22 protein-coding genes are annotated in these 20,975 nt (G+C 43.3%); 6 read left to right on the top strand and 16 right to left on the bottom strand.

Annotation, left to right across the window (positions count from 1 at the left end):
* Positions 1-421: 421 nt before the first annotated feature.
* Complete coding sequence (locus J2X69_RS21990; protein WP_310108184.1) at positions 422-982, bottom strand: cysteine hydrolase family protein; 561 nt, start codon at positions 980-982, stop codon at positions 422-424.
* A gap of 153 nt (positions 983-1,135) precedes the next feature.
* Between J2X69_RS21990 and J2X69_RS21985 the strand changes: the two genes are divergently transcribed.
* The 3 genes from J2X69_RS21985 (at position 1,136) to J2X69_RS21975 (ending at position 3,136) form a co-directional block, all read left to right on the top strand.
* Positions 1,136-2,305, top strand: a complete 1,170-nt coding sequence (locus J2X69_RS21985; protein ID WP_310108182.1) for a dicarboxylate/amino acid:cation symporter — start codon at positions 1,136-1,138, stop codon at positions 2,303-2,305.
* A 254-nt stretch (positions 2,306-2,559) separates the two neighbouring features.
* Positions 2,560-2,898: a hypothetical protein gene (locus J2X69_RS21980; RefSeq protein ID WP_310108180.1), complete on the top strand. Its 339-nt coding sequence runs from the start codon at positions 2,560-2,562 to the stop codon at positions 2,896-2,898.
* Positions 2,899-2,908: 10 nt separating this feature from the next.
* Complete coding sequence (locus tag J2X69_RS21975) at positions 2,909-3,136, top strand: hypothetical protein (protein ID WP_310108178.1); 228 nt, start codon at positions 2,909-2,911, stop codon at positions 3,134-3,136.
* A 75-nt stretch (positions 3,137-3,211) separates the two neighbouring features.
* Here the strand turns inward: J2X69_RS21975 and J2X69_RS21970 are convergent, their stop codons facing one another.
* The 3 genes from J2X69_RS21970 to J2X69_RS21960 are packed head-to-tail and all read right to left on the bottom strand — an operon-like array spanning position 3,212 to position 4,401.
* Positions 3,212-3,604, bottom strand: a complete 393-nt coding sequence (locus J2X69_RS21970; protein ID WP_310108176.1) for a DoxX family protein — start codon at positions 3,602-3,604, stop codon at positions 3,212-3,214.
* The gene (locus J2X69_RS21965; RefSeq protein WP_310108173.1) at positions 3,597-4,076 is read right to left on the bottom strand and encodes an SRPBCC domain-containing protein; all 480 of its coding nucleotides are present in this window, start codon (positions 4,074-4,076) and stop codon (positions 3,597-3,599) included. The genes J2X69_RS21970 and J2X69_RS21965 overlap by 8 nt, the downstream gene beginning before the upstream one ends.
* A gap of 10 nt (positions 4,077-4,086) precedes the next feature.
* Entirely contained in the window at positions 4,087-4,401 is a 315-nt protein-coding gene (locus J2X69_RS21960; protein ID WP_310108171.1) for a metalloregulator ArsR/SmtB family transcription factor, read from the bottom strand.
* Between the two features lie 382 nt (positions 4,402-4,783).
* Between J2X69_RS21960 and J2X69_RS21955 the strand changes: the two genes are divergently transcribed.
* On the top strand, positions 4,784-5,620 hold the full coding sequence (locus J2X69_RS21955; protein ID WP_310108169.1) for an OmpA family protein: 837 nt from the start codon (positions 4,784-4,786) through the stop codon (positions 5,618-5,620).
* 80 nt (positions 5,621-5,700) lie between these two features.
* On the opposite strand, the gene J2X69_RS21950 is transcribed toward J2X69_RS21955, so the two are convergent.
* The 8 genes from J2X69_RS21950 to J2X69_RS21915 form a co-directional block, all read right to left on the bottom strand.
* On the bottom strand, positions 5,701-6,726 hold the full coding sequence (locus J2X69_RS21950) for an ABC transporter ATP-binding protein (protein ID WP_310108167.1): 1,026 nt from the start codon (positions 6,724-6,726) through the stop codon (positions 5,701-5,703).
* Between the two features lie 12 nt (positions 6,727-6,738).
* Complete coding sequence (locus tag J2X69_RS21945) at positions 6,739-7,833, bottom strand: iron ABC transporter permease (RefSeq protein WP_310108165.1); 1,095 nt, start codon at positions 7,831-7,833, stop codon at positions 6,739-6,741.
* A 5-nt stretch (positions 7,834-7,838) separates the two neighbouring features.
* Positions 7,839-8,135 (bottom strand): hypothetical protein, encoded by a 297-nt coding sequence (locus J2X69_RS21940; RefSeq protein WP_310108163.1) that lies wholly within the window; start codon positions 8,133-8,135, stop codon positions 7,839-7,841.
* 1 nt (position 8,136) lies between these two features.
* Complete coding sequence (locus J2X69_RS21935; protein ID WP_310108160.1) at positions 8,137-9,393, bottom strand: FAD-dependent oxidoreductase; 1,257 nt, start codon at positions 9,391-9,393, stop codon at positions 8,137-8,139.
* 220 nt (positions 9,394-9,613) lie between these two features.
* Entirely contained in the window at positions 9,614-10,867 is a 1,254-nt protein-coding gene (locus J2X69_RS21930) for an ABC transporter substrate-binding protein (protein WP_310108158.1), read from the bottom strand.
* A gap of 20 nt (positions 10,868-10,887) precedes the next feature.
* Positions 10,888-13,206: a TonB-dependent receptor gene (locus J2X69_RS21925; protein WP_310108156.1), complete on the bottom strand. Its 2,319-nt coding sequence runs from the start codon at positions 13,204-13,206 to the stop codon at positions 10,888-10,890.
* A 954-nt stretch (positions 13,207-14,160) separates the two neighbouring features.
* On the bottom strand, positions 14,161-14,481 hold the full coding sequence (locus tag J2X69_RS21920; RefSeq protein ID WP_310108154.1) for a hypothetical protein: 321 nt from the start codon (positions 14,479-14,481) through the stop codon (positions 14,161-14,163).
* A 126-nt stretch (positions 14,482-14,607) separates the two neighbouring features.
* A complete protein-coding gene (locus J2X69_RS21915; protein ID WP_310108151.1) occupies positions 14,608-14,973 on the bottom strand; it encodes a helix-turn-helix domain-containing protein in 366 nt (121 codons plus the stop codon).
* A gap of 155 nt (positions 14,974-15,128) precedes the next feature.
* Here J2X69_RS21915 and J2X69_RS21910 point away from each other — a divergent pair, with 155 nt between their 5' ends.
* Complete coding sequence (locus J2X69_RS21910; RefSeq protein ID WP_310108149.1) at positions 15,129-16,010, top strand: SDR family oxidoreductase; 882 nt, start codon at positions 15,129-15,131, stop codon at positions 16,008-16,010.
* A gap of 356 nt (positions 16,011-16,366) precedes the next feature.
* Here J2X69_RS21910 and J2X69_RS21905 read toward each other — a convergent pair whose 3' ends face one another.
* Complete coding sequence (locus tag J2X69_RS21905) at positions 16,367-17,251, bottom strand: NAD(P)-binding domain-containing protein (RefSeq protein WP_310108147.1); 885 nt, start codon at positions 17,249-17,251, stop codon at positions 16,367-16,369.
* A gap of 232 nt (positions 17,252-17,483) precedes the next feature.
* Between J2X69_RS21905 and J2X69_RS21900 the strand changes: the two genes are divergently transcribed.
* A complete protein-coding gene (locus J2X69_RS21900; RefSeq protein ID WP_310108144.1) occupies positions 17,484-17,927 on the top strand; it encodes a helix-turn-helix domain-containing protein in 444 nt (147 codons plus the stop codon).
* A 156-nt stretch (positions 17,928-18,083) separates the two neighbouring features.
* Here J2X69_RS21900 and J2X69_RS21895 read toward each other — a convergent pair whose 3' ends face one another.
* The 3 genes from J2X69_RS21895 to J2X69_RS21885 all read right to left on the bottom strand — a co-directional run bounded on the left by J2X69_RS21895 (position 18,084) and on the right by J2X69_RS21885 (position 20,629).
* Complete coding sequence (locus J2X69_RS21895; RefSeq protein ID WP_310108142.1) at positions 18,084-18,512, bottom strand: SRPBCC domain-containing protein; 429 nt, start codon at positions 18,510-18,512, stop codon at positions 18,084-18,086.
* 289 nt (positions 18,513-18,801) lie between these two features.
* Positions 18,802-19,860 carry a linear amide C-N hydrolase gene (locus J2X69_RS21890; RefSeq protein WP_310108140.1) on the bottom strand — a complete coding sequence of 353 codons (1,059 nt, stop codon included), beginning with the start codon at positions 19,858-19,860 and terminating at the stop codon, positions 18,802-18,804.
* Between the two features lie 520 nt (positions 19,861-20,380).
* Positions 20,381-20,629 carry a hypothetical protein gene (locus J2X69_RS21885; protein ID WP_310108138.1) on the bottom strand — a complete coding sequence of 83 codons (249 nt, stop codon included), beginning with the start codon at positions 20,627-20,629 and terminating at the stop codon, positions 20,381-20,383.
* Positions 20,630-20,975: the final 346 nt, after the last annotated feature.

Raw genomic sequence — 20,975 nt, 5'->3', positions numbered from 1 at the left:
TTTCCCTGGCAGTAACTATGTTTGTGGTCTGTACTTTCATAGACCCATGCCTATATGAAGAGACTGTCTCATAAGTAGGTTTTCTTGTCAGGCTGAGCGAAGTCGAAGCCTTTTATGTGCTAATTAAGCCCATTTCGACTTCGCTCAATGTGACAATTATGAGTTATGAGACAGTCTCTATTTTTTTATGAAAGTCTGCTTTAGCCACAAAGATTGCAGCCGGTTGCGCAGAGCACACCGGTTTGAATTTGTTTTTTAGGCTTAGCCGTAGCTTACGCCGCCGGGGAGACTAAATCCCTTCTATACTTCCTTGGTAGGTAGAGGGAAACCGCATTTGAGATTATTTCACCTACAAATTCAAAGGACAGGCTCTTCGGGGTTAAGATGAAACGCTAATCCAACATTTTCTATAGTTATAAGATTATATGCTGTGCTGGAAAATCGTTTTTATATGCTTGGTTTTTTCAACCTTGATTTGTCCATTTATCGGTATCATATTTTTCCAGACCCAATTGTAATGGTCAATAACTTGTTTTGCTTTTAGATTTGGCCTTTCCCCTGTTGTATGTCCATCTTCCACAACTGTAATTTGATATTCCTTCGTCAATGCCGATTGAATAGTTGATTCTACACAGAAATCCGTTGCACAGCCCGTAATAAATAGCTCATTTACATTTAATTGAATCAGTTTTGAATGTAGGTCAGTTTTATAGAAGGCATCGTTTGCACACTTATCAGTTCTAATATCAGTGGATTCTACTATAAGGTCATCCAAAATCTCCCAATCCTCTGAATTTTTTTCAAATTCCCCACTGCCCGTTCCGTCGTGCTGTATATAGAATACAGGATTTTCCATTTTGCGGAACAGTTTTGAAAGTTCATTTATTCGCTGCACAACTCCTGCCGTATCAAATCTAGGTGTTTCTGAAGTGAACGAACCTTTCTGCATGTCAATAATTAATAGAGCTTTTCCGGTTTTCATTATCTTCTTTTAAGGCAATTGGCATTATAGCAGGTAATCATATTCTTTTTTTTCAAAAGCATCAAGCTCTTAGACTTCATTCCTTATATCTTAGCGATCTTAAAATCTAACAAAGCGCAAAATTGCCTTTAAAACCCAAATTATAGCTAAGAAATGAAGCAATTATTCTCCAATCTACTATTCAAAGTATTTATTGCCATTGTTTTGGGCATTGTCTTCGGTCTTTACTTGCCGGAATCAATCAATAGGATTTTTGCTACATTCAATGCATTTTTTGGGCAATTCCTCAACTTCGCTATTCCGCTTATTATTTTGGGCTTGATCATGCCCGCAATTTCCGATTTGGGCAAGGGCGCTGGGAAATTATTGCTGATTACCGCGGCAATTGCCTACGGCTCCACACTCTTTTCGGGCTTTATGAGCTACTTCACATCCGCTGCTATTTTCCCATCCCTTCTTTCTTCCTATATCAATAAATCGGCGGAGATTGCTGAGAGTGGTAAAGACCTTGTGCCTTATTTCAGTATCACGATACCTGCGGTGATCGACGTGATGTCAGCGTTAGTTTTGGCATTTGTAATCGGTTTGGGCCTTTCTTTCCAGCAGAATTCCACCTTGAAGAAGGTCGTAAAGGATTTTGAGGCCATCATCATGCAGGTGATCGAACATGTAATTATTCCTTTATTGCCGATTTTCATCTTGGGAATCTTTGCTAATATGGCTTTCAGTGGTCAGGTATACTCCATACTCTCTGTATTCCTTAATATCATCGGAGTGATTTTCGCCATGCATATTTTCCTGCTGTTGCTCCAATATATAATCACGGGAGCTCTTGTGAAGAAGAATCCCTTGCGACTGTTGGGAAATATGATGCCGGCCTATTTTACGGCATTGGGTACTCAGTCTTCTGCCGCTACGATTCCCGTGACCTTAGAGCAAGCTGAGAAAAACGGTGTTTCGCCTAAGATTGCCGGGTTTGTGATTCCGCTTTGTGCCACCATCCACCTCTCCGGAAGTATTATGAAGATTACTGCCTGTGCCATGGCCTTGATGATTTTGGAAGGGGTGCCTTTTGACTTTGGAATGTTTGCGGGATTTATTTTCATGCTGGGTATTGCTATGGTCGCGGCTCCGGGTGTGCCTGGGGGTGCTATCATGGCGGCGATTGGGGTGCTGCAGTCTATGCTGGGTTTCAGCGAAGAAATGATAGGCTTGATGATTGCACTTTATATTGCTATGGACAGCTTCGGCACAGCTTGCAATGTGACTGGGGACGGGGCAATTGCGCTGGTGGTGGATAAGATTACAAAGGAGAAGATGTAGCTCTTTGCTTTAGTCTTCAGCATACTTAGGCTTCACGGGTAATCATTAGGGCACTGCCCATTTGGGGGCAAGTTTACCGCATTTTAATGATTTCGTTGGATCGGCAAAACGTAGTGGCTTTGCCAAAATGTCTCCTAGATACAATTGTGAAGGGATTATAATAACTTTTGACTAGTTATACACTCATTGGTCTTGGACTTGCATGGTGAAGGTTAGTGGAAGCATTCCGCTTTTTTACCAAAACTTAAGAAACCATGAGCACTTCCAAATCAATGACTACTTACTCACAGGTACTGAACCTGCTTCCTGATAGAGGTTATGGTAATGAGTTGAATATCAAACGTGCTGGAGCCAGCTTTGATGGATCCGAAACACTCTATCAGCCAGAGCAGCTCAAAATCGTGAAAACCTACAGATTCGAAGGGGAATCGGATCCGGCAGATATGGCGATAATCTACCTGATCCATAGCGAATCGGGTGAAAAAGGATTTATTCTAAATGCCTATGGCACTTATTCCGATGAGGACAATCAGCATTACGATGAGTTTATCAAGCGCGTACCGATAGAGGAAATTGAAGGGATAGAATTATAAATAGCCTAGCATGTTACAGATATCAATTGATCTTTCTGCTACACTTCCTCTCATTTCCTTCGGGAAAAAGAAGGATGCGGTAGACAAAGGAACTACCCGAAAAACACCGAATGACTCCGGAGATGCCAAACCTCCGAAAAAGGAGGATTTTAAGAAAATCGAACGGGAAAACGATAAGAAGAATGATGCTCAGGAAGAAACAGTGGACAATGAAGAGCGTGACAAAAACAAAGAGTAAGGTATGGTCCATGTAAGTAATGGTCATCTATCTTACCATTTGTTTCTGTCAACATATTAGCTAGCCTCAATTAGTTCACGAGGCCTGATTTACTGTAGTAAGCCTTCTTTCTGCCGGCCTGAAATACCACGATACAACAGTCAGCACAAGTAGAAGTCCGGGACCAAAATATTCAGCGGCTGAATCACCCACCGCTAAATGGGAAAATATTGCTCCTGTCATCAGGAATGCAAAGCCCGCATAGGCCCATTCTTTCACCAGAGGGTTTTTTGGGATAAGGATAGCGATGACTCCAAGCAACTTCCATACGCCGATGATGCTGAGGAAGTAAGTAGGGTAGCCCAGTTGCAAGCTTGTTTTCTCTACTTCTTCTTCCATTTTTATCAGTTGTACGATTGCTGTGGATACCATTCCCAAGGCTAGCCAGCAGGTAGCTACCCAATAGATAATTTTATTTCGCTTAGTCATGAGTTATTGTTTTTAACGTATTGCAGATTTCTTGAATTCTGTTGTGGGCCATATTGATACCGTATTCAAATGGCATTTTCAAGTGCTCGTCCCGATCCTTTACAGACTTGTAGATGACTTGCATAGTGAGCTTACTTCTACTATCTGACAGTGGAGTGAACTCCAGAAATTCCAATTGAACAGGAAAAGGCGTGTTTTCCATTTCGAAAGTTCGGGTGATTTTCTTGTCTGTTTCGAATTCATGAATGACTCCATTGAATCGATGAAGATTTCCCTTTGGATCGGTAGTTTCGAATTGATAAGCGCCAAGTCTTTTGCTTTCTAATTTCAAAACCTTTGTCCCCATCCATTCTGCTACCAGCTCCGGGACGACGTAGGCTTTGAAAAGCAACGCTATTGGCAAGTCAAATTCTCTGGTAATGAACAACTCCTGTTGTCCATCCAAGGCTGTTATTCTGGTTTTTTGTTCCATTGGTTATGTATTATTTATGCTTCTTCATCATATTCTCCAATCGGTCAAATCTCTCCTCCCACATCATGCGGAAGGGCTCTAGGAAGTCAGCTATTTCCTTCATTTTGATAGGGTTCAAATGATAGATAACCTCCCTTCCCTGTTGTTCTTGCCTGATTAATTCACACTCGTTGAGGATCTGCAGATGCTTTGATACAGTAGGTCTGGCAGTGTCGAAGTTTGAAGCAATAGCTCCTGCTGTCAGTGATTGGGTGGCCAAGAGTAGGAGGATCGCCCTTCTGGTAGGTTCTGCAATTGCCTGAAATACGTCTCTTCTTAAATTCATTATGTAGCTATTTGACTACAAATATACGTGTAGTTATTTAGCTACATAATTTTTTGCTTTTTTTTTTGAAATTCTGTAAAACCACAGGGGGCACGGAGGGTAACTCTGAGACTACAGTCTAGAAATAATCTTCCGGCAGACCCGATCCCCTAAAGGAGAGACGAGTCTAGATTTGTCTTATCCGACATTAATGTAGGGAAAGAAGGGGTCTGCTACCTGGAAGTTAGGCAATCTCCAGTTAGGCACTATTTCAGTTTCAATTTACTTCCGTTGGAATTCTCCTATTGGCGAATGCAAATATTTTAAATTGGGATAGATCTATTTTGTCCAATTAGACTTTAATTTAGTACGTCAATTGTGCTACCTATAAATTCTCCGGTTTATGAAAAAAATGATTTTTTCGCTCCTTGCAATTTTCCTTCTATATACCACTTCTTATGCTATGTCACTTTTTTCATCTTGTGAGGAAAAGGCGCTTTTTTCTCCACTTTCCAATCATAAGGTTTCTTTTTGTGAAGAAAAAGCATTTGATAATTACGATTTTAGATATGTAGATGACAATGGGAACACCCAAAGCTATTCCAAATCAGGAGAGTATACCAAGATATCTTATGCCTGGAAGGGTGAGTTTGAGCAGCGACCATCCAAGGAGCAGATTTTCAAAAACTATGAAAATGCTGTTCTTCAAGCTGGGGGAGAAGTGCTGTATAATTATACGGAGGTCAATTTTCACTTAAAAAAAGGTGGGTACACTTTTTATATTCAGGTTAATACAGACTATAGCGGAACCTATGAGGTCATTACGCTCAAAGAAGCTCCACTTGATCAGGAGGTGTTTATGACTGCTGCCACTATCCAAAAATTAATGGAAGAAGATGGGCAGGTGAATTTCTATGGGATCTACTTTGACATAGATAAATCCCATATTAAACCTGAATCTGAGGCTGTACTAAAAGAAATAGCCGGGTATCTAAATTCAAACCCCAAACATACAGTCTTTTTTGTGGGACATACAGATCTGACGGGGAGCTTGGAGCATAATCAAAAACTATCCGAACTGAGAGCTCAAGAAGTAGTCAAAACTCTTATAGAAAAGCACTCAGTCACTGAATCACGGATGAAAGCCTTTGGAATTGGTCCACTTAGTCCTATGTCAAGTAACTCTACTGAAGAGGGAAAGGCAAAAAACAGAAGGGTGGTGATGGTTTTATCTAACTAAGACGTGGATGGCAAGATTCTACCTCTGGCTTCGGGGGCTTAGCCGGCATCTATAATCGAAGCATACTAGTGTTCCCTGAACTAATCAGTGATGGGAGGACAGATTTTTCTGGCCACGGCAATCATTTCTTCCAGATGGTCAAAGGATCGTGGATCTCCCTGGCCTTGCCATATCCACACCGGTTTCCCCTGATTATGCTTAACCTCTACATTGAAACCGGCATTGGCACTGACTGTTTTGAACCCATACCTTTCCAAAGCCCGCTGTGTCCAGAATACCAGCTCATCTTTCTCCCCATTGATCTGGACTTCAGCGTGGAATGAAGTATTGAGATGAAAGGAACCTGACTGACGGTCAAACTGAACTCCTTCGCTGGCAAATGCTCTTTCGAAGGCTCCGTTGAGTACCAGGCTTTCGGGAGATCCTACGATGAATTCCCCAGTTTTGGGGAGCAGCCATATCTGGTCCGCAGCCCTTAGGGCCAAGTCGAGATCATGGGTCGAAAGTAGGATGGCACAATCGGATTCCCTAGCCATTTTCTTTAGCATTTGCATGAAATCAACCCTTCTGGGAAGATCCAAAAATGCGGTGACCTCATCGAGAATCATCACTTGGGGCTCTTGGGCCAGAGCTCTGGCCATCATGATTTTTTGTCGCTCTCCATCACTGAGTTCATGGATTGGCCGTTGGATCAGCTCCCCGGCACCGGTCATTTTTATTGCCCGTTGGATTACACTATGGTCATGTGCGCTAAGCTTGCCAGACCAGTTGGTATAGGGGTATCTTCCCAGAGAGATCACTTCATAAGCGGTAAGCAAACCTGTGTCCACCCGGGTAGTCAGCACTACGCTGAGTTGCTTGGCAAGATCGGAAGATGGAATTTTGTGAAGATCCTTTCCTCCCAAAAATACTTTGCCCTCCAAAGGAAACTGCATGCCTGAAAGCGTCCGCATTAGGGTAGATTTACCTGCTCCGTTAGGACCAAGCAGACATACCAATTCTCCCTTATAAAGATCAATGTTGATATTGTCAGCGATCACTTTCTTCTGATTCTTTTCGAGAGAATATCCTATAGAGAGCGCTTCAAGTTGTATGATAGAATTCATCTGATACTTTTTTTAAATCCGAAATGAGCGCATGCTCTTATTGCGTAAGATCACCCACATCACTACCGGTGCGCCAATAATGGCATTGACCGCATTGAGATGTAGAAAATGCCGTTCCCAGGGGAGATTGATGATCAGGTCGGCAGCCATGGCGATGGATGCACCTACCAGCATCACGCCGGGCATAAGTATTTTATGGTCGGAGGAATTGAAAAGCCCGCGGCACAGATGGGGAATCACAAGTCCCAGAAACAGAATCGGCCCGCAGTAGGCTGTAACAGGGGCTGCCAATAGGACGGCTGAAGCCATGATGATCAAGCGTGATCTTTTTACATTCATTCCCAAGCTCCCGGCATACTGTTCTCCCAAGAGTAGCGCATTGAGGGGTTTGACCATCAGGATGCTTAATACCAGACCTGCAGTCACCAAAGGAACCAGTACCGGGAAATGCTCCCAGTAGACACCGGCAAAACTACCGTCGTTCCATCCCGCAAAGACTTTTCCTTGAGCGACATTCGTGAAATGAAGCACTACACTGATCAGCCCCTGAGCCAAAAATCCGAGCATTAGACCAAAGATCAGCAAGGTGATGGTGCTTACATAGCGGGAGATCGACATCATGAGGAGCAATATCAATAGACAACCCAGACTGGATCCGGCCACGATCCCCAAATGGCTCAAAAATGCCAGCTTTTCCAAAAGAGCAGAGCCGACCACAGTAGTAGTCGCCACTACCAGGGCTACACCCAGCTGGGATCCGGCCATCAGACCCAAGGACCAGGAATCCGCCAGAGGATTGCGGAAGAGTGTCTGTAACTGTAATCCGGCCGCTCCTAAGGCAGCACCACCCAAAATAGCCGCAAGGGCCCTTGGGAGCCGTAGTTGATAAATGATTTTTTCGTTGATATCCTGATGTCCTCCAGTGGCAAATAAGGCATGTAAAATCTCCGATAGTGTAAGTGAGACTGTGCCAATGCTCAATTCCAAAACAAACAAAATCAACACGGTCAATCCGGACAGAATAAACCAGAGAATCCGTATCCAATTAATTTTTGTAACGCTGGAATATGAATTGGTGTCTGGAATAATTGCAGTAGAATTCGACATGGGTTTTATGGTTTAGGTGGCTGGTAATCTCCCATAAATACCGGCCGGTGCTCCGGCAATAAATGGTGGTGGATGATGGATATGAGGTCAGCAAGGATCCAATCCGGTCTGGCAGGACCGAAGGCATACCACTCGCAGGCATCTACTTCCGGTTTGCTTCGAAGGTAATTAGGATAGATACGTCCTTCCCGGGTATTCTGTACAACCTTTTCACCGGAAATATTCTTCTCATGTGCTTGAGTACATGCGGCCACTATACAAAGCCAGATGCAGTAAGAAGCCGGGAGCAGTGGACTTTTCATTCTAAAACGTCTCTTCTTTTAGTTTGAAGGTATTGTCGTAATCTTCAGGGGTTGCTTCCCCCAGCACTCTTTGGGAGACGTATTCCCCGACGGATGGCCCATGTTTGAAGCCATGCCCCGAACCTCCTCCTGCAATCCATACTTTATCCATTTCCGGATGCTTGTCAATGATGAAATTGGAATCGGTACTGTTTGTGACTTGACATACACGGGTTTCAGTGATGGGCATATTGGCCATAGTGGGAAAGCGGTGACGGAGAAAATCGTGCCCCCGCTTAATCTGTTGGGCAGTTACTATCCGTTCGTCGGTATCCGGGTCGATTGAATTGTGGTCAGGGTAGGGGGCAGCTTTCAGGCCGCGGTTCTCAATGTCCGGAAATCCATACCATCCTGATCCCTGTACACTCCACTCCGGGAAATTGGGATAAGCAAAGCGTGCGTCTCCGGGAGGCAATCCGTAAAACAATACGTCTCGACGCTGTACCTGCAGCCTTTTTGCCAGTAAATCTGGAAAAATCTTCCCTAGCCAAGGGCCACAGGCAAAGACATAATGATCCGCACGAAGCACCTCTCCATTGGCCAATTTTATCCCTTCTATTTCACCTGAGGAAGAAATCAGAGGCATCGCTTGGGCGATCTGAAACTTTCCGCCCAATTTGGTGAATTCTGAAGCGACAGTCTGACATCCTTTGCGTGCCATCAGCGTGCTTCCTGCAGGACCGCCGGAGTTGTATAGGGCAGACTGAAGGTCGTCCGTAAAGATTTGTGGCCATCTTCGTCTGATTTCATCCTGATCCAGAATTTCCGTGTCCAGAATATCAAACTTTTGTAGCTGCTCTTTGCGGCTCATTGCCAAGGCTTTGAAAGACTCTTCTGTAGACATGGCCAGTCTTCCCGTAGGCAATACCAGCTTTTGGCCCGAAACTTCCTCCAGTTCTTTCCATAGGCCAAAAGCCCGGATCCCGCTCTTTACATATACATGGTTATCGTTATCTACTTGCATCAGGCGAGTCTCTCCACCCGAGCTGGCCCTAGAGTTGCCGGGGCCATAAGCATCCAGCAGTGTCACTGAGATGCCTTTCTTCCTGAGATGATAAGCTGTCCATCCTCCAAATGCACCTGCTCCGATGACTAGGACTTCGGGTGATGCTTTGGAAATGGGGATGCCGGAGGCCTTTACCGGGAGAGGGCTCAGGGATGGGATGATGGATGCTCCTAAACCAATGGCTGACAAATGGATGAAATTTCTTCTTTTCATGTGTTTATAATTGTTTTTTAGTGGTCATAACCTGTCCCGTGACGAAGGAAACGGGATGGAATCTCGCATGGCTTATAATCATCCCAGTGTGTGTCGCTCTCGACATGCTCGATTTCATATGATTGTAATTAGTCTTTAAAAGGCCATATGGAATCGCGCATAACAGATAATCATCCCAGTGTGTGACTTTTGAGTCATGCTCGATTTCATGTGTTTATAATTAATTATCCCTGAGGATAGGTAGAACTGTGTTTTTTTCGAAGGTGTCGAGGAAGCGTGGACTATGTCCGGGAAGCAACTCAGGATGGATAAGTCCTACCAAGTCGGCTAAGACCCAGTCAGGACGTACAATAGCAGTGCCGTACCAGTCAAATGCATTGACTTCCATCTTGCTCCTTTTCATATTGTGATAGAGTTTGTTTTTCTTCCACGCGTTGAATGACTGCATGAAGTTTTCGGGAGGGAGTGCCACTGAGTGAATATCGCCTATAATCCAGTGTTCTGCCTCGCGGCCTTTTTGGAGTAGGGTTTCACTGGATACGGATTCCTGACCTTCCTCTGCGGTGCTGATTTTCTTGTTTTCAAATACATTGGTAATTCCCGCATCCTGAAGGAGCTGAGCTTCAATATTGTTTGTATTCAACCACCAGCGGTCTTTGCCCGCATAATATCCCCAAATGGCAGTGGGCTGCCCTGAGCTCGTCTGTACTAGTTGCTTGAGGATGTCAACACCCTGCTTCACTTCATCAAACACTTCATTGGCTTTCGCCTCTTCATTAAAGAAGAGAGAAAAATATTTTATCCATTCCGCCCTTCCAAGGTAATGTTCTTCCGCCCATTCAAATACTGTAGCTGTAGGTATTCCCATTTCCCGGCACTTGCGGAGGTGTTGCTGGTAATCGAGGTTGGAAAGCTGCATAAGAAAGACGTCTGGACGACGCTCCAGCAAGACTTCCATTTGGGGAGGCTGATGCCAGCTATATCCGACTTGCCCCAGCTTCCCGGTCAATGCGGCATCCCTAAGTGTGTCCTGGTAGGATCCCAATCCTCCTATTGCTACGATATATTTGGTCAATTCCAAGTTTTGGAGAAAGCTCTCGGCATTGACCACATTCAGCGCTACCCGCTCCACAGGAATCTGAATGACTTCAGCCCCAGCCAGTCCGTCTTTTAGCTCAGGAGCAGGTGTACCACGCTGTACCAGCACCATGACATCGTTTTGTTGTTTGCTTTCTCCACCGCTCCAGCTAGCCAATACTGAGGAGGTTTTTACCACCTTGTAGTGTCCATGGTACTCCACTTCTACATGCCGGGCAAATTCAAATGTCGCTTTGTCGGGGAAATAGTCAGCCGTGGGATCAAATGTTTCATTCACGGAGGAACCAAGCTGTCCTTTATCAGACTGGGCCTGGCGACAGGAGAAGGTTGCCAGTAAGTACAGGAGTAGAAATAGATGAGCGTGGTTGTTCTTCATAACGTATTTGCCTGATTGGATCATTTAAAATTGTATTTCACACTGACCCCGCCATAGAAATTTCTCTTGGGGGCTGGATCGTAATAAGCTCCGAAAGAAGCATTGAGGCCATGCATGGAGTTGTAATCATCATCGAGGATATTGTTTGCTCCTCCATAGATATCTAGCTGCATATTTTTTGGCAACACACGCCGATATCCCGCCCGAATATCCAAGAGGTTGTAAGCATCATCTTTATCTGTATTGGCATTGTTGAGATAAATGGATCCGTAATAGCTAAAAGTGTTATTGATGTAAAACCCTATCCGACTGTAAAGGTCCAATCCCAATACCACAGTGTGTGGATGGATACCCGGAATATTCTTTCCGTTATAGCTCACTTCGAACGACTCATTATTGTCATTGACTACGATGGTGTTATAAGTTTCAAACTGATGGTCCATGTAGGTATAGCTTGACCATATCTTGGCCAAAGAAAGCGCTTTGGAAGGGTCATTTTGTATCATGTACTCAGTACTCAACTCTATTCCCTGACGACGTATAGCTCCCGCGTTTTCATTCATAATCCGGTCTAATCCGTCAGCGTTGGAAGTGATTCTGGGGACGATGACGTCCGTTTCATCCAAGTGATAATAGACCAAATCGAGGCTAATCCTATTTTCCATGAATGTACCCCTGATTCCGATTTCTTTGTTTAGTCCTTTCGCTGATTCCAGGTTTTCGTTGGTGTTGAATCCGTCATTGTCTATAGCCCCACGGGGTGGAGGACTAAACCCTTTACTGATGTTCCCCTGCAAGTAGAGATTTTCCTTCAGCTTCTTGACCAAGGCAATACGGGGAGAAAGGTCATTGACTTCCTTGGTGAAGCGGGGAATGCCTGTCTCCAATAGCCGCTCCTCAAATGAAACATAGAAATTGTTAAAGCTTCCGCCTAACGTCATGGTCATGGCCGCGGGAAGTTCCATCTCCAGTTGGGCAAATGCTAGAGCGGATCGGTCAATTGTCCCTCTGGAACTGAAGATCGTGCTTTCAAAGCCGTCCGAATAGTCATTTATCTCATTGATTCCCCTTGTAAATTCACCCCCAAATACAAATCTGGCGGGAAACCCTGAGAAGGCTTTGAAGCTATAAGCAGTGGCAGATCTCATCGAAAAAGTAGTCGTGATCCCCCGGTCTGCTATCTTGAAAAATGGAGTACCGATCAAAAAAGTGCCTTCGTACATCTGATAACTGAAGGAAGTGGTATTTTCCCACTGCGTATTCCAGCGGTACTCATGGGCTGCACCAATCATTAAATTGTGTCCAGTGATCCCATTGTCGAACTCCGGGGAATTACGGGACTGCCGGGGATTTTCGGCTACCTGCTCTGCATTGATGTTGCCTGGAATGCCATAGTCCCTCTCCATGTAATTGGCGGTAAATGATATGGTTTGCTTTTCACTGGGGAATACTCTGGCAAACAGATTGACAAACCGGTTGTCAGAGGCGGATTCCTCCCGATATCCATCTGTGTGGATTTTGGAATATTGCAGACGCAGATCGCCTTTCTCTCCGCCTGTAGCCAATGTCAGGGAATAGCGGTACGCTCCATAAGAACCAAGAAGTGCTTCAGTCTGTAAACTGGTTTCCAGATTTGCCGGGGTCTTATTTTCATAGAGGGCTACCCCGCTGAGTCCGGCTCCGTAGATGCTCCCCGAGGGTCCACGGATAATAGAAGCACTGCTCACGCTTCCAAAATCAAAATAAGCCAAAGGACTAAAGCCATCAGCAAATGTGATAGGGATACCGTTCCAATAGGACTTGTAATTGTCGGTATGTGCGACTACTCCCAGGTTTCCTCCCCGGATGCGAAGACTGTATCTTCCGATTGTGGTGGATTCCACTTTTACGCCCGGTATTGTGCTGAGAGATTGCTGGGGAGATAGCAGTCCAAATCTGGAAATGTCTCTTGCACTGATCCTTCCTACCGAGGCGGGAGTTTCCAGTAATGTTCTTTCAGCCTCAAAAGCGGAGACAGTCACTTCGTTAAGCATTAATTCAAGGTTCTTCAATAGCACAGTGAGGTTTTCGCCTGCTTTTGCCGATACATTTTTGACTTCATACCCAACCGATGAGATGGTCAGAATGACATCTTGTTTGCTTACGTTAAGGACAAAGACTCCATTTTCATCTGAAACAGTACCCTGAGCCGTCCCCCGAACCGATAAATGAGCTCCGGGAATCGGTTTTTGACTTTTCTCATCCAGTACTATGCCTCTAAGAGTTTGCTGGGAGAAAACGGAAGAATAAATGCACAGCAACAACAAGGTCACCGTGAAATAGGGTACATATTTTGGCATATGGTTTATAAATAATAGGTTTCGTTGAGTTGAAAAATAGACGATATCCTAAGGGTACCATTATTCTTTTGTTCTAGAAAACTCTGTTTTGCCACAGCTCCCCAGCAGCAGGGATTGATTCATTTTATGTTGAAATTTATCGATTGTGAGGGGGCCGGTTAAGAGCATTTAGATGCAGATGTCGTAAGGCTTTGATGATTCTTGAAAAGATGAAATTAGTCCGGATCAGCAATAAATGCAACAATATTGCATTAAATTTATGCCTTCTGTCGAGTAGTGTTTCTCATTTACATGTTTACCCTTTAAAACCTTACCCTGCATCTTCCATGAAAAAGACTTTTGTGATTTGAGTCTTTCTGTCAATTATTGAGGCTGGCCATACATACAGCAAGCACAAGAGGGAATGAAAGTGTGTTTGGGAAATAAGGCTTCGACTTCCTGTCTCCGGAAGTGGACGCTACCAATGACGGAATTCAAAAAAGCGTGCAAATGTTGTGTCAGTCCGAGCGGAGTCGAGGACCCTTCGTACTTCCCGACTCTCGTCGGTCAGGTGCTCAGGGTGACCCAACTTTATTTCTACATCACTTTCCGTCATTATTCATTTGTAAATCTTAAATTTTTCTTACTCAGTCTGACAAATTTCGACATCGTCAGAAAATTAATTCTAAACCGTGAGCTCTGTGAAAGCCTAGGTTGGTAAGCTTGCCGAACTACCGTGCCCTCAGCGATTAAAAAAGACTTTCAGAAAAAAATATGGTATAAAGGTGGAATAAAACCACTTTGTGACTCAATCACTTTTTAGGTATATCCGCTTTTCTGCCGGTAAAACAAAAAAGCATCATAGGATTTGGAAAACACTGGCGTAAAGGCCACTTCAGCCTGCCCGCTGCGTCGGGTCTTCCGTCCGGCAAAGCAAAGAAAATATAGCTACTGGCATCATTGCGGATAATCACATTACTTTTTATCCTCTGTGTTTTTTGAGTCTTCGGGATTATTGCTGTTTTCGATAATTGATTCCAGTTTCTCCGCTCTTTTATGATCACCTGCCCATTCATATAATTTGGAGGCTTTCTCACCTGCTTTTTCCACAAAACCAGTGGTGTCTTTTTTTGCGAGCCAAGCGATGAACTTTCGCATGAATTTGAGGTAAGGTGCCATTAGTAAGGATGCAAGCGATATCAGAAGCCAACCCAGAGGCACAAATGGCAGCACCATCGACACAAGTCCTCCAATAAAAATAAGGGTGGCAATAGCCGGTATAATGAATTTTTTCACTGCTGAAAGCTAGGGGTTAGATAGGAAAAGAGAATGTGTGATTTCTCAGTAGACCGAGAGTGATTTAATTTGCTCATTTTCTGTTTTCAAGTATACTTGATTACAGCAAACGTAAAATAGAGCTTTTTAGTTTGTAGCCTTTTCCCTTGATTCTTTAATTCCTGCAATATTTTCATTGGCCCATGTAGACAGACCATGTATATGGGGCAAAAGTGAATGACCTCTCTCGGTAAGATTGTATTCTACCCGGGGAGGAATCTCCGGGAAAATTGTCCGATTCACCAGCCCATCCGATTCAAGCTTTCTCAGCGTTACGGTCAACATTTTCTGGGAAATATCTTTCATGGATTTTTGTAATTCATTGAATCTCATCGTTTCTTCCTCTCCCAGAATTAGAATTGCCAACATGGACCATTTGTCACCGATGCGATCCAACACCGTACGGACCGGGCAGTCTAATGTATTTTGATATAATTCTAATATTTTTCCCATTTTATCTCATTGATTTTCAGTATTAATTACCTAAAGGTAACTGAGTGACTCTGCCGTGCCTTCTTGTGTGGCTATTGGTTTGATAGTACCTTTGAGTTACCAAAAGTAACTTAAATTCTTAAAGTAATCAACATTACAATTTAAACTATAGAATCATGAGCAAAATAACAATCACCGGGGCTTCGGGCCAATTCGGGAAAGCCACCGTTGACTTCCTTATCGAAAAGGGAGTTAAAGCGTCTGAAATTACAGGTTTGGTAAGAGATGAGTCTAAGGCAAAAGACCTTACCGCACAAGGGGTCAGCATCAAAATAGGGGATTATGATAACTATGACTCATTGGTGGCTGCTTTTCAGGGGGCTGAAAAAGTCTTGCTGATCTCAGGGACTGATCTGGCAAACCGCTCTGCCCAACACAAAAATGTAATCAATGCTGCTAAAGAAGCCGGAGTAGCACATGTACTGTACACGAGCTTTGAGCGCAAAAATGAAGGTGCTGATTCTCCTATGGCTTTTTTGGGCCAATCACATATAGAAACTGATCAAGCCCTGAAGGCAAGCGGCTTGAATTATACCATTTTCAGAAACAACCTCTACTTGGAAGTAATCCCGATGTTTGTAGGCGAGCAGGTTTTGGACAGCGGTATCTTTTTCCCTGCCGGAGAAGGGAAAGTTGCATTTGCTGACCGTGACAATCTCGCTGAAGCAGCTGCCAACGTGCTCCTCGGTGCTGGGCATGAGAACAGGGAATATACAATGAGCAATGACGAGAACTATACTTTCCAAACCATTGCGGATGAATTGGCTGAATTGACAGGCAAGGACATTGCCTATGTAAGTCCAAGCAGCGAAGTCTATTCAGACACCCTTACAAAAGCAGGTGTTCCTGCAGAGTATATCGGGATGTTTGTCAGTTTTGCCGAAGCGATCAAGCAAGGTGAATTTGAAACGGAGAAATCTGATTTGGAGGCTTTACTGGGCAGACGGCCAACTGATCTGAAATCCTATCTGGCTAAGACTTATGCTTCTGATAAATAAGTTATTATCCTAGTTCTGATTAGTCAGGACAAGATTTACTATTAAAAAGAGGCTGTCTCATTATCATGTTTTCTTGTCAGGCTGAGCGAAGTCGAAGCCTTTTATGTGCTAATTAAGCCCATTTCGACTTTCATGCCTTCGGCAGACTGGCTGCTCAATGTGACAATTATGAGTTATGAGACAGCCTCGTTTCTATAAAATGAGTGCTGTCAATGGAGCCGGACTAGAAGAAGACATTGAATTTTTGTTTTCACATGCCAACATCGCAGCTTGGGCACAGCTCGAACCACTGTTTTATCCCAATTGTCCTCTTGCATTGAGCCGATGACGGGCGTACCTCACTCGCAATAGCACTATTAGGTAATTTGCTTTCCTATGACCTTAATGATTGCTGCCAATTCCTCATTGTGCAATCCTTTTTGATCGGCTTCAGCCAAAATTTTTGCAAGAAGGTTTGGATATTCTTGGATGACATTAAGCTCACCGAAGCTTTCAGCGATTCTTTTGGTTGCTGATACACTAATAGGCAATGGACTTTGTGAAATACCAAAGTCACCACGATTGATAACATCGATTTCATGCTTGAAAAACTCGGTGTATCCCGGAGTGATCTCTCCCACAATTTCACTGAAGTCTTCCAGCTGCAAACCATATTCTTGGGATAATTTCACCCCATATATTAGGCCAATATAAGAACCATAGAGCCAGGTCAAAGTAGCCAGATCCATAGCGGATGATGCAGAGGCACTTTCACCCAAGTACTTTAAGTTTCCTCCCAGAATATCCAAATAGGATTTGTTTTGCAAATAAGCTTCCCGGAGTCCAGAAAGTAAAACTGTAGTGCCTTCGAGCCCCATTTGATCCGGAGCAACCTGTAAAGCCCCATTGATGTAGTTGCCGCCTTGTTGGTGGATTATTGCTTCTATTTTGCCTGCTTCTTTTGGACTTCCCGTAGTGAGATTGAGAAGTGTTTTTCCCGCAAATGTTTCTTTACTTAAGCTATTGATTATCTGGAGAACAGCATTGTTGTCAGAAACGCAAATCACATTAAATGCACTTTCTGAGATCGCCTCTAGTGGGGTATTGGCAATTTTCACATTTTCCAAATCTAATGCCTTGCTAATCGAGCGATTCCATACAGTAACTTCAAAACCTGCATCAACATAAAGTTGAGCTAATTTTTTGCCCATTTGCCCCAGTCCAAGTATGGATATTTTGATTGGCTTGTCTGTAGTTTTCATAGTTTATAGTTGTTTAAATTTTCTGCTACAAAGTTCCTACAAGCAAATAAGGCTGCCAATAACCGAAAAAAGATTCGGTATGTCGATTACCGACAAACTCATTGTTTTTTTGGTTATTTTTAACCTGGATTATGCATTAGGTTTCGTTATGAGGGCATTAATTGCAAGAAAATCAGGCTGTTTGGAGACTGAGGCATAGCACCGCTATGGTGAAGTTGAAAACAGCAATGTAATGGCTGATTTTGAAGCAATTAATGGCTGTAATAGAATTGCTAATGCATATTTCGGGTTTAAGCTAAAAGATTGGGAAAGCATGTACACAAGAAAAATTGATGAAGATTTGGACTGCGGTATCCGCGTAGCTCTAAAAATTTTTGGAGGCAAATGGAAACTTTGTATCATCGATGCGATTAATAAAGGCATCGTCCGTCCAGTGGAAATTCACAAAAATATTCCTGACTCCTCGCTGCGGGTTATAGAAATACAGCTGGCAGAATTGTTGTTTTTTGGAGTGGTGGACAAATGCTCGGAAGACGTCTATCCCAAAAAATCTGAATATGAACTTACAGCGCTTGGCAAAAGTTTACTTCCTATTCTAGCTCAGATTGACAGCTGGGGGATGGCTCATTCCGAATTCGTAAAGGAAAGACTGCTGGAATTGGAGGAGGAAGTGTAACAACTTGTTTTGACTCTTTGTGCTGCCGTAGAATCTGTTTTGAAATTGGAGTAAGTTTCATTTTCCGTCAATAACAGTATCGGTCTATTCTTCCTTTTGAAAGGAAGAATAGACCGATAAAGCCTCTTATTAGTTGATTTTGGCTTTTGCCTACAATTAGAATTTCCTGTCCTGATACGGAAGGCCTTGTTGATTTTCGCAGTAGGTCTTTAGGCTATATAAGAACATTGCCCAGTTATAGCTGCACCAACGATAAAAGTCGGTTAATTCTCTCCAATTAAAGTGTCTGAGAACTACGGTTGTGATATTGTCTTTCTCTGAGAGTTCAAAAGAAATTCCCGTCCCTATCCATTCTTTATCAGATGCTATGCACTCCCAGACTATTTTGCTGTTTTCCTGCAATTCAGTGATTTTCATCTTGGTGAGATATCCTTCATCAAAGTCAAATTCATTGATAAAACCCAGCTCAGCTTTTACCTTCAGTTTCTTTGTCCAGACGTTCCCTAATCCATCTTCTGAAGTAAGAGCTTCGTAAACTGTCGAAATAGGGGTTTTGATGTAGTTGATTTGTTCAATTCGTTCCATTTTTTGGAATTGTTTTTATTGGTTAGTTATAGTTTAGTTTGCTTGGGGTATAATATGTGGGTTCTTATGATCCGGCTCTTACCGGTAGTTGGAGAGATTCAGAAAAGGAAAAAGGGTAGTGGCTGGCTACTTTCTGTGCATTTAACTTGGATCAGGCTTTCTAGGTTCGGGAGAGAAGGGATCAAAGCACTCCTGATGGCTACCGTAAATTCTTCCTTGGGATCTAGTGTGCTACCGTAGAGGCCTTATCGCCGCGAGTGTTAAATCAATCAGAGAATGAATAGTTCGTCTATTCCAATCCTACAAATTTGAAAGGTTGGCTGCTTTTAAAATTCATCGACGATTCGCCTGAATAGTTCTCGTCTTTGTCTAAACTGAGTTTTCTGACTTCGCCATTTTCGCTAAAGTCAAGTTTACTGAATTCAACCCATACTACATTGGGATTCAGAACATTGTCGAAGTAGTAAACTAGATTTTTCTGGTCGGCTACCGTTCTCCATCTGGTGGAGGAAATGTTTGGCTCTGTAGCGGAAGAAATTCCCAATGGAACAGAACAGTTTCTGATAACGCTGAAAACGCTGGGAATAGCAATCCTTGTATTGTCAGTTTTCGGTATGGCATCGATGTAGTAGGATGCGCGTACAAATCTATCCGCAGCTCTATTTGTACCGGGCAGCATAATTGTCCCCGGAATTCCTTTCCAGTAAGAGTTGATGGCTAACTGTTCTTCAAAAATTGGTGAATTCGTCATTGTCGCATAGGACATATCGTGATGAATAACCAGCTTTCCGTCTATGTATTCGAAAATTGCATTGTCTCCTGTTTTATCAGAAATAGCTAAATGAACGGTGGTGAATTTGTCCGTACCCGGGATAGTGGAAGAGACAATGACAAACTCTTCCTTGCCCAATTCTGCAACGGCTTCTTCCACCGTTGAAAAATTGTCCAATACATACTGCAGCCAAAGTGATATGGACACGCCAGGCGTGCTTTTGTCTTTTTCGAATTCCGGGTATTGTGATTCTACCAGCCAAAGTATATTGGCAACAAGCCCCATTTCATTCATACCATCCGAAGAGGCAATGTCCCAAGAGCTGGTAATTACACTTCCATATTTTGATTTCCAGTTTACTGAAGTGGTGCCTACCTCACCGTTTCTTTCCATACCTCTGGGGAAAACCCATAGATTTGCAGGAATATCATCTTTCCAGTCCATGGATCGGGCGGTAATTGTGGTTCCATTGGGACCCTGATAAACAACCCTCGTACAAGCGACAGCTTTATTAAGCGTAAAAAAGGAGCATAAAAATAATGTCGCTAAGATTAAATGAATCGATTCTTTTCTCATTTCCTATTAAGTTAAAATTATATTGTTACTACTGTTTTATGTTCGCATTCGGGGTTTTATATGGTCAAGCTGTATGTGATTTAGGTTGTTGGCGAGCTGGTTTTCCAAGCGTGGGCTTTCATCGTGTTTTTCAACTGATTCAAGCTTCATAGCTGTCCGATTATACCTATTCCGATGGGGTATGACACTCCTAAAATAAGATTAGTTTAGTTAAGTTCATAATTAATTTTTGTGATTTGACGGACTTGATTAACCCTAAAAAGAGTGGGTACTAATCTGCCGAAAGGCAACTTTGTATTTGATACTTTTCCTTTGATCGTATGCTTTTTAAGTAAGTTTGTTTCCTTTGCTGACCCAAGACATTTTACTTGACTTGCTTAAGGGAGCAGCCGCTTGTTGCCAAAGTACTTCCGAACCCTGATAATTAGTGCGATGAATGACTTGTTTTGATTCTATGTTCGTATGTTTGCGCCCATAGAATTTTGACAAAATATGCCAAGCATTATCAAAACCGATTATTTCACCGGCGGGAAACAAGAAATGGCAAAATTTGCCAAAGCACCGGGACATCACGATCCCGTTTGGATTGCAATTTTGGATTTGCCGGATTCTCAAATCTGTCGTTTTCAGGGGAATTGGCAAAAGAACTGTCCATCTCCAAATCTAGCCCGATTATAGGGAGTTGGGATGGTAGAGAAAACCATCCCGGGAATACTACGTATTCTTCCAAAATCTCCTTTAGCTTCCGGTAATATTTTAAGACCTGCATTAAGGTCTAAAGAATTCGGGAGCGACCAACCCAATAACCTTCTTACCCATCCGATTATTGCCGGAGCAGGAGTGAAATGCTTCGATAATAACCGGAACCATTGAATAAAAAATAGAGATAAGATCAATTATAAACACATGAAATCGAGCGTGATCCCGTACCTACGGGATCACACACCGGGATGATTATAGATCTTGCGAGATTCTCCCGTCCGCCGCGGCGGACGGGACAGGCTATCTGACCTCTTAAAACAAAATATAAACAGATGAAATACCCATGACGGGCGGACGACACACAGGGGAATGATTATATCCCAGCATCAATCCTTCTCGTAAAAATCAATCGG

Origin of the sequence: Algoriphagus sp. 4150, from assembly GCF_031457395.1 — a bacterium.
Lineage (GTDB): Bacteria > Bacteroidota > Bacteroidia > Cytophagales > Cyclobacteriaceae > Algoriphagus.
The sequence above is the reverse complement of the archived record's forward strand: the minus strand, read 5'-3'. Positions and strand labels throughout refer to the sequence as shown.